The 13,484-nt window shown below is 50.8% G+C and carries 15 protein-coding genes; 5 read left to right on the top strand and 10 right to left on the bottom strand.

Features of this window, described 5'->3' with window-relative positions; translation table 11 throughout:
• The first annotated feature begins 42 nt into the window (after nt 1–42).
• The 4 genes from radC (at nt 43) to mutM (ending at nt 2,236) form a co-directional block, all read left to right on the top strand.
• A complete protein-coding gene (gene radC, locus QMG44_RS17020) occupies nt 43–708 on the top strand; it encodes a DNA repair protein RadC (protein ID WP_020882690.1) in 666 nt (221 codons plus the stop codon).
• A gap of 217 nt (nt 709–925) precedes the next feature.
• Nucleotides 926–1,162, top strand: a complete 237-nt coding sequence (rpmB, locus tag QMG44_RS17015) for a 50S ribosomal protein L28 (RefSeq protein WP_002436699.1) — start codon at nt 926–928, stop codon at nt 1,160–1,162.
• A 22-nt stretch (nt 1,163–1,184) separates the two neighbouring features.
• Nucleotides 1,185–1,352 carry a 50S ribosomal protein L33 gene (rpmG, locus tag QMG44_RS17010; protein ID WP_003024094.1) on the top strand — a complete coding sequence of 56 codons (168 nt, stop codon included), beginning with the start codon at nt 1,185–1,187 and terminating at the stop codon, nt 1,350–1,352.
• Nucleotides 1,353–1,426: 74 nt separating this feature from the next.
• Nucleotides 1,427–2,236, top strand: coding sequence for a bifunctional DNA-formamidopyrimidine glycosylase/DNA-(apurinic or apyrimidinic site) lyase (gene mutM, locus QMG44_RS17005; RefSeq protein WP_047954873.1), 810 nt, complete (start codon nt 1,427–1,429; stop codon nt 2,234–2,236).
• Between the two features lie 2 nt (nt 2,237–2,238).
• Here the strand turns inward: mutM and coaD are convergent, their stop codons facing one another.
• From coaD to rfaQ, 7 genes are all read right to left on the bottom strand, one after another.
• The gene (gene coaD / locus QMG44_RS17000; RefSeq protein ID WP_014168056.1) at nt 2,239–2,718 is read right to left on the bottom strand and encodes a pantetheine-phosphate adenylyltransferase; all 480 of its coding nucleotides are present in this window, start codon (nt 2,716–2,718) and stop codon (nt 2,239–2,241) included.
• Nucleotides 2,719–2,721: 3 nt separating this feature from the next.
• The gene (locus tag QMG44_RS16995) at nt 2,722–3,492 is read right to left on the bottom strand and encodes a glycosyltransferase family 2 protein (protein WP_047954874.1); all 771 of its coding nucleotides are present in this window, start codon (nt 3,490–3,492) and stop codon (nt 2,722–2,724) included.
• Nucleotides 3,492–4,766 (bottom strand): lipid IV(A) 3-deoxy-D-manno-octulosonic acid transferase, encoded by a 1,275-nt coding sequence (gene waaA / locus QMG44_RS16990; RefSeq protein WP_014168058.1) that lies wholly within the window; start codon nt 4,764–4,766, stop codon nt 3,492–3,494. Before waaA ends, QMG44_RS16995 begins: the two co-directional genes overlap by 1 nt.
• A gap of 65 nt (nt 4,767–4,831) precedes the next feature.
• Nucleotides 4,832–5,821, bottom strand: a complete 990-nt coding sequence (locus QMG44_RS16985; protein WP_086533096.1) for a glycosyltransferase — start codon at nt 5,819–5,821, stop codon at nt 4,832–4,834.
• Between the two features lie 14 nt (nt 5,822–5,835).
• Nucleotides 5,836–6,933, bottom strand: coding sequence for a glycosyltransferase (locus tag QMG44_RS16980; RefSeq protein WP_032679322.1), 1,098 nt, complete (start codon nt 6,931–6,933; stop codon nt 5,836–5,838).
• A gap of 2 nt (nt 6,934–6,935) precedes the next feature.
• Nucleotides 6,936–8,063: a glycosyltransferase family 4 protein gene (locus QMG44_RS16975; protein ID WP_086533097.1), complete on the bottom strand. Its 1,128-nt coding sequence runs from the start codon at nt 8,061–8,063 to the stop codon at nt 6,936–6,938.
• Nucleotides 8,063–9,130, bottom strand: coding sequence for a putative lipopolysaccharide heptosyltransferase III (rfaQ, locus tag QMG44_RS16970; RefSeq protein WP_086533098.1), 1,068 nt, complete (start codon nt 9,128–9,130; stop codon nt 8,063–8,065). Before rfaQ ends, QMG44_RS16975 begins: the two co-directional genes overlap by 1 nt.
• A 150-nt stretch (nt 9,131–9,280) precedes the next feature.
• On the opposite strand from rfaQ, the gene QMG44_RS16965 reads away from it, so the two are divergent.
• Nucleotides 9,281–10,234, top strand: coding sequence for a polysaccharide deacetylase family protein (locus QMG44_RS16965; protein WP_059305848.1), 954 nt, complete (start codon nt 9,281–9,283; stop codon nt 10,232–10,234).
• Nucleotides 10,235–10,261: 27 nt separating this feature from the next.
• Here the strand turns inward: QMG44_RS16965 and QMG44_RS16960 are convergent, their stop codons facing one another.
• The 3 genes from QMG44_RS16960 to QMG44_RS16950 are packed head-to-tail and all read right to left on the bottom strand — an operon-like array spanning nt 10,262 to nt 13,484.
• Nucleotides 10,262–11,473, bottom strand: coding sequence for an O-antigen ligase (locus tag QMG44_RS16960; protein WP_086533099.1), 1,212 nt, complete (start codon nt 11,471–11,473; stop codon nt 10,262–10,264).
• Complete coding sequence (locus QMG44_RS16955; protein WP_086533100.1) at nt 11,461–12,369, bottom strand: glycosyltransferase family 2 protein; 909 nt, start codon at nt 12,367–12,369, stop codon at nt 11,461–11,463. The genes QMG44_RS16960 and QMG44_RS16955 overlap by 13 nt, the downstream gene beginning before the upstream one ends.
• Nucleotides 12,370–12,374: 5 nt before the next feature.
• Nucleotides 12,375–13,484: a glycosyltransferase family 9 protein gene (locus tag QMG44_RS16950; RefSeq protein WP_086533101.1), complete on the bottom strand. Its 1,110-nt coding sequence runs from the start codon at nt 13,482–13,484 to the stop codon at nt 12,375–12,377.

Below are 13,484 nucleotides of genomic sequence, written 5' to 3'. Positions count from 1 at the left end.
GGGTGGCTGTGGCAGCATGATGGCAAACCGAAGGAGACAGGCATGGAAGAGACTGAACTGCTGCTACCGCGTGAAAAAATGCTGCGCTATGGCGTCACGTTGTTAAAGGACGACGAGTTGCTGGCACTCTTTTTACGCACCGGAACGCCCGGCAAAACGGTATTTACGCTGGCAAAAGAGCTTATCGACCATTTTGGTTCGCTGTATGGCTTATTGACGGCGGATCTGACGGAATTCAGGCACGTCGAAGGAATTGGCGTGGCGAAGTTCGCCCAACTGAGGGGGATTGCTGAACTGGCCCGCCGTTTTTACGACGTCCGTATGGAAGAGGAAGATCCCATACTCACCCCGGATATGACACGCGTATTTCTCCAGAGCCAGTTATCAGATTTGGAGCGCGAGATCTTTATGGTGATCTTTCTTGATAACAGGAACCGGGTACTAAAACATAGCCGTCTTTTTTCCGGAACACTGAGCCACGTTGAAGTTCATCCACGAGAAATTGTGCGGGAAGCGATAAAAGTGAATGCAGCCGGCGTGATACTCGCGCATAATCACCCCTCTGGCTGTGCAGAACCAAGCAGAGCTGACAAAGAGATGACCGAACGCATTATCAAATGCTGTCAATTCATGGACATTCGTGTGCTCGACCATCTGATAATTGGTCGCGGCGAGTACATTTCTTTTGCAGAACATGGCTGGATTTAGGCTATTTCTCGCGATCCATCGGGATCTTTGTCTGTTCGGGACTTGAGCACACCGCCGAGTCAGCGTATACTACGCCACCTTTGAGAATCTCGGGTTTGGCATTTGGGCCTGGCAATCGAGAGTTCCATAGAACTATGCGATGACCGGGCTGTAAAGCCTGACGAGGCGCCGATACCCCATACGAAGCTCGAGCTAATTTGATTTTTGGAGAATAGACATGTCCCGAGTCTGCCAAGTTACTGGCAAGCGTCCGGTGACCGGTAACAACCGTTCCCACGCACTGAACGCGACTAAACGCCGTTTCCTGCCGAACCTGCACTCTCACCGTTTCTGGGTTGAGAGCGAGAAGCGTTTTGTCACCCTGCGCGTATCTGCTAAAGGTATGCGTGTAATCGATAAGAAAGGCATTGATACAGTTCTGTCCGAACTGCGTGCCCGTGGCGAAAAGTACTAAGTACTTAAAGAGGAAATAAATCATGGCTAAAGGTATTCGCGAGAAAATCAAGCTGGTTTCTTCTGCTGGTACAGGTCACTTCTACACCACCACGAAGAACAAACGTACTAAGCCGGAAAAACTGGAACTGAAAAAATTCGATCCAGTTGTACGCCAGCACGTACTGTACAAAGAAGCTAAAATCAAATAATTTTAGCCTCCTTGTATTGAAAAACCCCGCAACTGCGGGGTTTTTTGCATTCTGCATCTTACTCCGGAGGAACCATGCCTGAATTACCTGAGGTAGAGACCAGCCGCCGCGGTATTGAGCCGCATCTGGTCGGCGCGACTATTCTTCATGCTATCGTTCGCAACGGTCGCCTGCGTTGGCCGGTGTCCGATGAAATCCATGCGTTAAGCGATAAACCGATTCTCAGCGTCCAGCGTCGCGCCAAATATCTGCTGCTGGAGCTGCCCGACGGCTGGATTATCATCCATCTCGGTATGTCTGGTAGTCTGCGCATCCTTACCGAAGAACTGCCCGCGGAAAAGCATGACCATGTCGATCTGGTGATGAGCAACGGTAAAGTGCTGCGTTACACCGACCCACGACGCTTTGGCGCATGGCTGTGGACCAAAGAGCTTGAAGGACACAGCGTTCTGGCGCATCTGGGGCCAGAGCCGCTTGCTGAGGCGTTTAACGCGGAATACCTGAAAACGAAGTGTGCAAAGAAGAAAACCCCGATCAAACCGTGGCTGATGGACAATAAGCTGGTGGTGGGAGTAGGGAATATTTATGCCAGCGAATCGCTGTTTGCCGCCGGGATCCATCCCGATCGGCTGGCCTCGTCGCTGTCATCCCAGGAGTGTGAACTGCTGGTCCGGGTGATTAAAGCGGTGCTGTTGCGTTCTATTGAGCAAGGGGGGACCACCCTGAAGGACTTCCTGCAGAGCGACGGTAAACCCGGCTATTTTGCCCAGGAGCTGCAGGTATATGGCCGTAAGGGTGAGCCGTGCAGAGTCTGTGGGACACCGATTATTGCAACGAAGCACGCCCAGCGCGCCACGTTCTATTGCCGTCAGTGCCAGAAATAGGGCTACTTTAATTTTTCCATCAACGCCTGATGGACGTTAGCCGGCAGGAAATGGGTCACGTCACCGTGATGACGCGCCACCTCTTTGACCAGCGAGGAAGAGATAAACGACCACTCTTTGGAGGGCATCAGGAACACGCTCTCCAGCTCTGGCATCAGGTGGCGGTTCATGTGTGCCAGCTGCATTTCGTATTCGAAGTCAGCCACCGCGCGTAACCCGCGGATCAAAATGTTAGCCTGCCGGGCACGGGCGAAGTTGGCCATCAGATCGCTGAAGCCCACCACCTCGACGTTTGGCAGATGTGAGATAGCGTCAGTGGCAAGTGCAACGCGCTCATTGAGATCGAACATGGGTTTCTTACTGGGGCTGGCGGCGATCGCCAGAATCACCTTATCAAACATGCATGCCGCACGGGTAATGATGTCAAGATGACCGTTGGTGATGGGATCAAAGGTACCCGGATAAATCGCTTTTGTGCTCATGGCTCACGTTTTCTCTGAGTAGCCGCGGCAAAGCGCCCACAGCTCGGTGTATTTGTTGAAAGTATACTGGGCATTCACCACCGCCAGTAACCACCCCTGTTTACCGTCCAGCACGCCGCCTCGCAGCAGCAGTGTTTTCAGAAATGCCCCCAGAGTGTGGGTGAAAATGCCGGTCAGCGTGGCCTTCTTGCCGCGCAGGTGGCGCTCCTGTGCCCATGCGGTGGCATAGTTAAGCTGTTTGCGCTGGAAGCTGGCGAAATCCCGGCAGGTCAGATGCAGCAGATCGCCTGTCAGAGGAATGACGGGGGCACTGTCGCATGCCAGGGATTCATGGACCAGATTATCGTTGTACTGATATCGCTCACGCTCGTAGAGGCGCATTACGCGGTCTGGATACCAGCCGCTGTGGCGCATAAAACGGCCAAGGAAATAGTTGCGACGTGCAATGCTGTATACCGCGCCAGGCTGAGGTGCTGTCAGCACCGCCTGAATGGCCTGGCGGAGCTCAGGTGTGATGCGCTCGTCAGTGTCCAGCATCAGCACGTAATCGCCAGTAGCATAGCGCTGCGCGCGCTGTCGCTGGATGCCGTAGCCTTGCCAGTCGGTATCGATAAAGACCTTTGCACCCGCGGCACGGGCGACATCCACCGTGTTGTCCTCGCTGCCGGAGTCGAGAAGGACAATTTCGTCAGCCCAGGCGACGGAGGCCAGGCAGTCCGGAAGCAGGTCGGCGGCGTTTTTGGCGATCATCACGACCGACAGACGCGTTGACATTAGTGGCTCCGCTGAGGCAGATAAGGTTGCAGAAGTTGCAGCAGACGAGTGAGTGCGCCCTGGTTCTGATGCAGCACTTCGACAGCATGGCGACCATACCAGAGGCGGTAGTCTTCGTCGGTCAGAAGGGTTGAGACCTCTTTGACCACCGAGTCCGCGTCGGTCACGGTAATTAACCCGTCGGCTTGCTGCAATTTAGCGCAGATATCTTTGAAGTTAAACGTGTGTGGACCCATCAGCACCGGAATGGCGTGTGCGGCCGGCTCAAGCGGATTATGGCCGCCGCGCTCCACAAGGCTTCCGCCGACAAAAGCCAGATCGGCAATGCCGTAAAGCAGCATCAGCTCGCCCATTGTATCGCCAATCACCACCTGAGTGCTGCCGGAGGGGATCTCACCGCTGCTGCGCAGGGTAAAGCTGAAGCCGCCTTTCTGCACCATCTCACGCGCATCTTTAAAACGTTCGGGGTGACGGGGGACCAGAATCAGCAGCAAATCGGGGAATTTTTCCAGCAGCTTACGATGGGCCTGCAGGATAATGGCTTCTTCGCCGTCATGGGTGCTGGTTGCAATCCACACCTGACGACGCGGTGCCCACTGGCGACGTAGCGTAATCGCACGGGCGGCGAGTTCAGGCGTGACGGAGATATCGAACTTAAGGCTACCCGTCACCGCAAGCTGGTTGCGCTTCAGGCCCAGAGCGAGAAAGCGCGCCGCGTCTTCTTCGTTCTGCGCGGCAATCAGTGTAATTCGGCTGAGCAGGCGGCGCATAAATTTACCTAACTTGCCGTAACCTTTCGCCGAGCGCTCTGAAAGGCGCGCGTTGGCAATCACCAGCGGAATTTTACGGGCATGCAGGGCGGAAATCATATTTGGCCACAGCTCGGTTTCCATGACGATCACCAGTTTCGGGCGAACGGTATTCAGGAAGCGGTTCATGGCGCAAGGCAGGTCGTAAGGCAAATAGACGTGTTGAACGTCTTTACCGAACGCCGATAATGCGCGTTCAGATCCCGTCGGCGTCATGGTCGTGACCGTGATCGGCAGTGACGGATAGCGGTGACGAAGGGCGCGAACCAGCGGGATCGCCGCCAGCGTTTCGCCCACAGAAACGGAATGCAGCAAAATACCGTCCGGCACGACTTTATTGCGGCAGTAACCATAGCGTTCAGCCCAGCGTTTACGATACGCAGGCGCTTTACGGCTACGAAGCAACAGTCGCAGCCACACCAGTGGCTGGATGATGTAGAGCAGGGCGGTATACAACAATTCCAAGCGATTATCCGTTTTTTAGTTTCGGCGGGGAAATTCTAAGCATTTAAGCCGGGTAAAGCTATCTCTTATGCCAGATACCGTTTTAAACGGAAGTAGCGTCGGCCCAGGCGCCAGCGCAAACGGGGGCTTTTGGCACTTTTCCAGATAAGCCTCCAGATACCCGTGTCGAAGAACTCTTTTATTATCATCGACTTCTTCTGCACATCCTTCATATTGTCGAAGGTATGAATGATCCCAAGCCCCTCTTTGGCGATTTGCCAGTGGCAGGCGGGGATATCTTTCACTTTTTCCGGGTAACGCTGGTTGATGGCATCCAGCATCTGCAGAATTTTCATGTAATGGCGCGCCGAGCGAATCAGCGTGTCATCATTGTCCGGCATATGGGAAACCGATGCGGAGTGAATGTAATAGTCGTAAAAACGTTCACTGGTGTACTGCACGCGGTCAGCTGCGAGCAAGACTTCGGTAGTCCACGGGATATCCTGATGACGCAGGCCGGGCTCAAAACGAAAACCGTTCTGACGAATAAAGTCGTGGCGATAGATATTCAGCCAGGTCACATGCAGAAACTTGCGTGAGTCGAGCGCTTTTTTTAACCAGGCCGCACCGGTCATGACGTCTGTCGAGGCCAGCTTGTCTTCCGGGAAAATCGGCCGTGAAGGCTTCTTATTGTTTTCCCAGACGTAGTTTCCGTTGCAGGTGGCGACATCCAGATTCTGTGTGACGGCCATATCAAGCAAGCGCTGATACATGCCGGGCTTAAAGACATCATCAATATCCGGGAAAGAGAGATATTGGCCGGTAGCGACGGCCAGACCGGTATTGCGCGCAATGGATACACCCTGATTTTCCTGTTCGATAACCTGCATTTGTGGCAGTTTTTCACGCCAGGTTTCGACTATCTGCATCGAACTGTCCGTGGAGCCATCATTGACGATGATGACTTCCATACTGTCGATCCGTTGATTCGCAAGGCAGGTAAAGAACTGATCCAGGAAAGCTTCGCCGTTATAAACGGCAACCACTACGCTTAATAATGGCGCTGAATTTTGCATAAGAAACCTGATTATTATTGATTGTCTACCAACGCAACATATTGCTGGCAAATGGCATTTATCCCGAACGACGCGATCGTTGCGCTATCAACGACAGGCGGGGAGGTATAGAGATCGGCCAGTGTTTTCGCCAGTGATTCATCATTCATCTCCGACAGCCCGCGCGCCAGCGTACCCGTGAGGATTTCAGCAGGCCCGCCAGGACAGTTCGTACTGACAGGCGGCGTCTGGCAGATGATGGATTCTACCAGTACGTTACCAAAACCTTCACAGTCAGAACTTAACACTAAAAGCCGTGCGCCTTTAATCCACGGATAAGGGTTGGACTCGAAGGGGCGGAAAATAACCTTGTCTTCGATCCCGAGTTCTTTCGCTAACTGTTTAAGCTGTTGAATTTTGGTGTCAGAACCGTTGCCCATCATCACCAGCGATGCGTCTATTTTGCTCTGCGCATAGGCACGCAGAAGGCGGTCGTGGCGTTTATGTTCATGAAAACGACCCACGTGAATAATGTAATCCTGCCCCTGCATCTCAAAAGGCGCATCCGCCAGACGCTGGATTTCAGGAATATCAAAGGGATTATGGATAACCGCTTTGCGACGAAGGTCGATGGACAGCGTCTCTGAGAGATCTTTCAGCACGGCGGCGGAGACGGCGACAACGTTTCGGTTTTCGTAGGTATGACGAATTTTGTAATGCTTAAACCAGCGTGAAAGGCCGTGGCGATGACGCAGGTAGGAGAATGAGAACATGCCATGCACGCAGAACCAGACCTTATCGCGATCCAGCGCACGACTGTGCGCCACAATACGATCGGTTTTATGCAGGTGCGAGAATATGACGTCGAACTTCCCGCTGCGCTCAGCCTGTTCAATGGCATTGTCCAGCAGCTGCGCCCGGCGCGGGATCTCGGTGAGCTTTCTCCAGGGCTTTTTACACGTATCCTGAATGACCTGATAATCAATGCCTGCCGGGATGGCGTAGTCGCACACCTTTCGCAGGGAGAAAAGGGAGACCTGATGCCCCATTTCTATCAATCCGCTGGAGAGGGTGAGAACCGTTTTTTCGGCTCCTCCACCGGGCAAACCATCAATAATCATTAGGATGCGCATTTTTAATCCAGTAATTTTTGATAAAGCGAAATAAGCTGACTTGATAATTTTTCTGGGGTCGCTTCTTTTACGCGCTCACGCGCTGCCCGCCCCATATCGTTATTCTTATCCAAAGATGGAAGGGTCATGACTGCCTCCTTCAATCTGCTGATATCAAGTGCATCACAGTAAAAGCCATTCTGACCTTGCTCAATAAACTCTGCACCACCGCAACTCACTGAAGTAATGACGGGCAAACCGCAGGCCATCGCTTCAAGAATGACGTTTGGAAAAGGATCATACAGCGTTGGCAGCAGTAATCCATCGGATACCTGGTAAAATGGCAGTGTCTCTTTTTGCATCCCCAGGAAGCGAATTTGCCCCTCACAGCCCAATGAACGGGCAAGGTCACGGTAACGACTTTCTGCTTTATCCTGTCCAACCACAATCAGCCACGCGGGTGTGCCCGCAATAGCGCGGATAGCGCTGGCCAGCCCCTTACGTTCAAAACCTGACCCGACGAAACACAACACCACGGCATCGAGAGGCAATCCGAGCTGCTGACGCAGTGCAGCGCGCTGTCCTTTGGTTGCCGGAACGAAGCGGCTGGAATCTATTGAATTATAAATCACATGTATCTTTTTTGCGTCAATATCAAAGTCTTCGATGATTTCGCGTTTGATCATCTCCGCATTGCAGATAACGGCTTTCAATTCAGGAGCCTGATACATTTCACGTTCGGCGTGCATGACGTAGCGATGGTAGCGATCGTGCATCAGAAGTTGTGCACGCCAGGCAGGCAGAATGCGCGCACGCTGCAGCAGCCAACGCCGGTGCACGCCATCCCCTGCGCGGTAAATATCGCAGCCAGGAATACGCTCGTGGCTCTGCACAATGTCAAACTGCTGCTGTTCCCACAGCGCACGCGCAGCATGTGCAAACCCGCGTTCGCGACTGATTCGACCCCATTTACGTGGGTCGCAAATATGGATATGCCAGTCGTCCTGCTTCTCCCCCTGCCACTCACGCGTGATGACGTTGAGCTCCAGGTTTTGGTTGCTCAGTGCGGTAAGTGCCCGGGAAACGAAGCGTTCCGCCCCGCCATCAGGACGGTATTTTTGGCGAACAATCGCCAGACGATGGTGTTTCATTACAGGTATCTCCTGGCGGCGGAGACCACGACATCAACGGGAATGGCGTCGAGATAGCGTTCAGTTGTTTTGGTATCAATGGCGTCCGGGTCGGGAAGTGGGCCAAATTCGCCAGCCCAGATGACTTCACCGTTGACCTGCCATGGCGACCAGAACACCCGTTTTGACGGGCCGAAGAGAGCAATGCACGGCGTCTGAAGCGCGGCGGCCATGTGCATCGGAACGGAATCGACGCCAATAAAGAGGCGCGCATGATCGATAAGTGATGCCAGCTGGCGCAACGTGAGTTGACCGGCCAGTGAGACTACGCCCGTTTTTGGCGCCGCGGCGAGAATGCGGTCTATCATCGCCAGCTCTTTTTTATCCGGGCCTGCGGTGAGAACCACAGTGTGGCCATCCTGCTGGAGTGCCGTGATGGTTTGCGCCATCTTGCCTTCGTCCCAGCACTTAAAGAACCAGCGTGACGTTGGCTGGATCACCACGTAGTTATCAGCCACACCCTGTTGTGTCAGTAGCTGGCGCGCACGATCCCAGTCCTCTGCGCGGTAGGCCATAGTGACGTCTGGCTGAGCCGGGGCGGGCAACGGTGAAAGAATAGAAAGATTTTGCTCAACGGTATGGAGAGACGGGTGATTGGTGACCGAAACCAAATCGGTATGACAAAAACGCCAGAACGCGTTTTTTCGCTTGTTAAACGCGAACCCAAGGCGTACTGGCGCGCCGGTGAAACGGGTGACAATGGCGCTGCGCCACTGATCGGCGAGGTTAATCACCAGATGATAACGCTGCGCTCTTAAGGCACAGAGTAACTGCCACTCTTTTTGCAGATGTTTCAGGGTGCCGAGCTGCTTCCATTTACGATCTATACCGTAGATGGTGCCGATCGCCGGATGCGCGGCGAGCATATCGCGTGTCTCTTCATAAAGAAGAACATCGATTTGCGCCGTGGGCCATTTTTGACGTAACGAATTAATGACCGGAGTTGTGAGTAACATGTCGCCATGATGTCGAAGTTTGATAAGTAAAATACGTAAATCAGGCGTGTCGAGTAGGTTAATCATCATCATCTTATCAGCGGTATACTGTCAGCAATTCTAATAGACCTGATGGCGACTTGCACTCTTTCTCCATAATGTCAGGAATTTCCCTGGAAGGGTTTACTCCTGCTTCGCAGAGTGCGTAACATAGCCCTCACTCTTACGTCTTACGGACTCATTATGAAAAAACCAGCGTTTATCATCACCATTGATACAGAAGGCGATAATCTCTGGCAAAACCACCGTGTTATCAAAACGGAAAACGCACGTTACCTGGCACGATTTCAGGCGCTATGCGAGCGTTTTGGTTTTAAGCCGGTCTGGCTGACCAACTATGAGATGGCGATCGAACCGGTTTTCATTGAGTTCGCAAAAGATGTGATTGCCCGCGGCCAGGGCGAGGTTGGCATGCATCTTCATGCGTGGAACAGCCCACCTGAACATGACCTCACCGGTGATGACTGGCGCTGGCAACCTTATCTGATTGAGTTTTCAGATGAAATTATGCGCGAGAAAGTGCTTTTTATGACGCACTTACTGGAAGAGACCTTCCAGACCAAAATGCTGAGCCACCGTGCCGGGCGTTGGGCGTTTGATCGTCGCTACGCAAACTTGCTGATAGAGCTGGGTTATCAGGTTGACTGTTCCGTCACCCCACGGGTGAACTGGCGAAATGCCAAAGGGGCACCGCAGGGTCACGGAGGAACGAATTACCAGCATTTCCCTGACCATGCCTACTTTATCGATACAGAGGATATTTCCCGCCCGGGAAAGAGCCCTCTGCTCGAAGTGCCGATGAGTATTCAGTATAAACACCCGGCCTGGCTGAACACCGTTAAACAGGGCTACGATCGGCTGCGTGGGAAATATCGTTCCCCGTCAGTTAACTGGCTGCGTCCGTCCGGTGGAAATGCGTCTGAGATGATTAAGGTCGCACAACAGTGCTTGTCGCAGGGCAATGATTATGTGGAGTTTATGCTCCATTCTTCAGAATTTATGCCCGGCGGAAGTCCTACGTTCAAAGATGATGCGGCCATTGAAGGGTTGTACCAGGATTTGGAACAGTTGTTTACATGGCTGTCGGACAAGACGGTGGGGATGACGCTGGCGGAGTTTTATCAACACCAGAAATAATAATGCCCGCCAGGCGGGCATTATTTATCATCGTTGTTTTGTCTGAGAGAAAGGTGTACTCAGAGCAAACAGGATCATAAAGAATATCAATGCCTCTGAACTCAACAATATGACGTCTGTCAGGCCATAGAGCAATAATAGAAGCATGGCAGTCAATAGCAGACCATTTTTGTTTCTGATGGCGTAGCCCATCATCGACACGAAGAAAAAGAGCAGTATTGCCAGGCCAGGTATTCCTTGTAATGAATACTTTTCAATGAATTCATTGTGTAGATGCACTTTGATGTAAACGAGAGCCGTTGCGAGATGCGGATGCCCATTTTGAATATATTTTTTTGTCCATGTTTCTCTCTCTTCGACTGACTGACCTAACGGATGCGCCAGACCATTTTGAATACCGATAGTCCACATGGAAAAACGTGCGCCGAGAGAAGTGCGATCGTAACCTTTCTGATATTTATCGACTTCGATTTGCGTTTGCATAATCTTAGGTGAAATCAGAGGCTTGTAGCTTACGACTACAATACCCGCCACAATACATAAAAAGATCAGAGTCGATTTCAGATGAATTCTTCTGAAATGATAAAGCGTCATGACGATAGCAAGAAGTAAATAGAGCCCCATTGCAGCACGCGTTCCGGTTAAAAGAATAACAAAGAACGATACCAAAATGGTAAAACCGGCCAGAACATAGAGCTTTACATTTTTCTGAAGGTAAAGGCTGTACACAAAGGCAAGTGACAGCACGGAGTAAACATAGGCAGAGACCGTGGCTCGATTGATTGCCATTTCAACACGAGCCATACCTTGCGATGCCTGCCACAATCCATAACCGGTTGCGAGAGCAAATCCTGTCGCAGTCGCTAAAAGAAAATATTTCTTAAAGTTTTCTCTGTCGATATAATCTTTAAAACGGTCAATATAGAAAACGAGAATACTCGCCAAAAGTAATTTTTTACTTGCACCGAGATAATCGCTGTACATGTTTAAGCCTTCGCTATGGTACTCGTAGACCATATACCAGACAAAATTCAGTAATCCAATAAGAAGTATGGGTAGTGCTATTGAGAATGGTTTTAGCGTAATTTTTTTATATTCAAACGCTAAACCGAGAATAGCGATATAAATTGCAATATAGAAAAACTCACGTTGCTTCCCTGAATTGACTAATGCAAGCATCAAAGAGATGAAGCTCAGAAAAAGTGTCAGTTGATAAAGTCGAAGTTTTATTTTTTCCATAATGCCTCAATAACCCTTTTCTTATAACTAAACCGAATATGTGTGTCCATAAAGAACGAAATCGAATAAAGCTGGCTCACCCGATCTTTTACCAGATTTAAGTGTGGCGTCGAGAGATACTTTTTATGGTTACTGTATATATCAAACCAGTGACAATTGATGAGATGTTTAAAACTGCGCGGGAAGGTTTCTTCCATGCGAAGCGTGCAATCAACAAGTGAAGAGACTTTGCTGGCATCAAGTTCGCTGGATAAGCTTCCATGACGTTTGATGTAATAATAATGCCCCTGACGCTGATAAAATATTTTATGCGCTTGCATAATCATTCCGGGGAACACAGCGAAATCTTCGTAACAGACCATCGAAGGTATAGGGTTAGCTTTATATAGGTCTTTGTGAATAAATTGGCCGATCAGATGTGCCTGAAAGTCTTTATGTCGCAAAAAACGGGAGGTCGCGTCTTGTTGTGAGATTGCCACAGGGTCGAAACCCTGCCAGGTTGAGGTGATCTTTTGAATATCACGAATTTCACGTAAGCGCGTCAGTAGCATATCTGGACGCTGTGCTTGCAGAAAATCCACGGCATCCTGAATGCTGCCCGGTTTTAGCCGGTCATCGCTGTCCAGCATCGTAATATAGTCCCCTGATGCCAGCGTAACAGCACTGTTTCGGACCCGACCCACGTTACGGTAATCCACACATCGCGTTGTTGCATGAGGTAATTTTGGTAACCACGCTTCAATAATATCCTGTGTGCCATCATCTGAGCTGTCATTAAAGATGATGATCTCAACAGCATCGCCTGCACTCCCAATCGCATTCTGCAGGCTTTCTAAAGTGGCATGAAGGGTATCTTCGGCATTATGCGCGGCAATAATGATGCTTAGAAAAGCCATAAAAATTAGTTTCCCTGGGCATCAGTGAGAGATGTGATTGTGTTAGCTTTTGGTAATTCGCGAATAAAATCTTTAAGCTCACGTAGTGATTTGTCTGTCACAGCGAAAAGTTCTTCCCGCTCTTGAGAGAAATAATATCGTGTTTCAAACACATACGAGCAAATATGCGCATCATTCCCAATCAGCAATACTTTGCCAAGCGGACGTTGTTCATAATGGCAGCAAGGGCCAAACAGCAACACCACCGGGACGCCCACCGCATCGGCAATGTAGATATTCCCTGAATCTGACGCAATATAACAATCCATTTTGGATATCGCCCACGGCAGTTCTTCGAGCGATATTTTGCCAATGAGGTTGATAAAATTGGGAATTTCACCGTAAGTGCGGGTGATGTCATCCATCCACGGCTGTTCGTTCGGTGCGCCAAAAACATAAAACTCGCAGGGCAGGTCGGCAAGATGATCGACAATACGTTTCCAGATTGCCGGGGGAACCGTCTTTGCTTTGTTACCGGCAGAAATGCTGATACCAATTCGGATAACCCCGGGTTTATCGAGAATTTGCGGGTAAACCGCAGGCTTGAACAGGGGCTTTGTGGCGTGCTTGGGTGCGTCCTGCCAGGTGAGCGCGCGATCGGCGAGCTTGAGATAGTTAGTGACGGACAGCGTCTTTTTGCCATGCTCAACGGTACCATCAGCCGTGGCATAAAAAATTCCGTGATACCACCTGCGCGTATAAGTGCTTAAAAATTTTTTGTTTTTTGCATTACAGGCTGAGGCGAAAAAGAGATTCACACTGTTGGGCTGCAGCAGATAGACATTGTCGTAGCGATTCATGATCCGGCAGGCGAAGCAGAGCTTACGCCACAGGTTGCGCTTTTGCTGCTCCACAAAAAAGATCTCTTCGATACTGTCGTCATGCTGAGCCAATGCGTTAACGCTGCGGCTGATCAGCACATCGCTTTTTTGCAGATACGCCAGTAGAGGCGTTGCATTGATAAAGTCACCGATTTTGGCTGTCTGAATGACAAGGTTTCTGCCCGTGTCTTTGCGAAACAGCTTCCGGATGAGTTTCACCGGAAAAAGTAAAATCAGCAGAAATACATAACTCAT

This window comes from Enterobacter sp. 200527-13 (assembly GCF_027924865.1).
GTDB classification, from domain to species: domain Bacteria; phylum Pseudomonadota; class Gammaproteobacteria; order Enterobacterales; family Enterobacteriaceae; genus Enterobacter; species Enterobacter ludwigii.
Note: the sequence above shows the minus strand (reverse complement) of the source record. Positions and strands in the feature narration are given on the sequence as shown.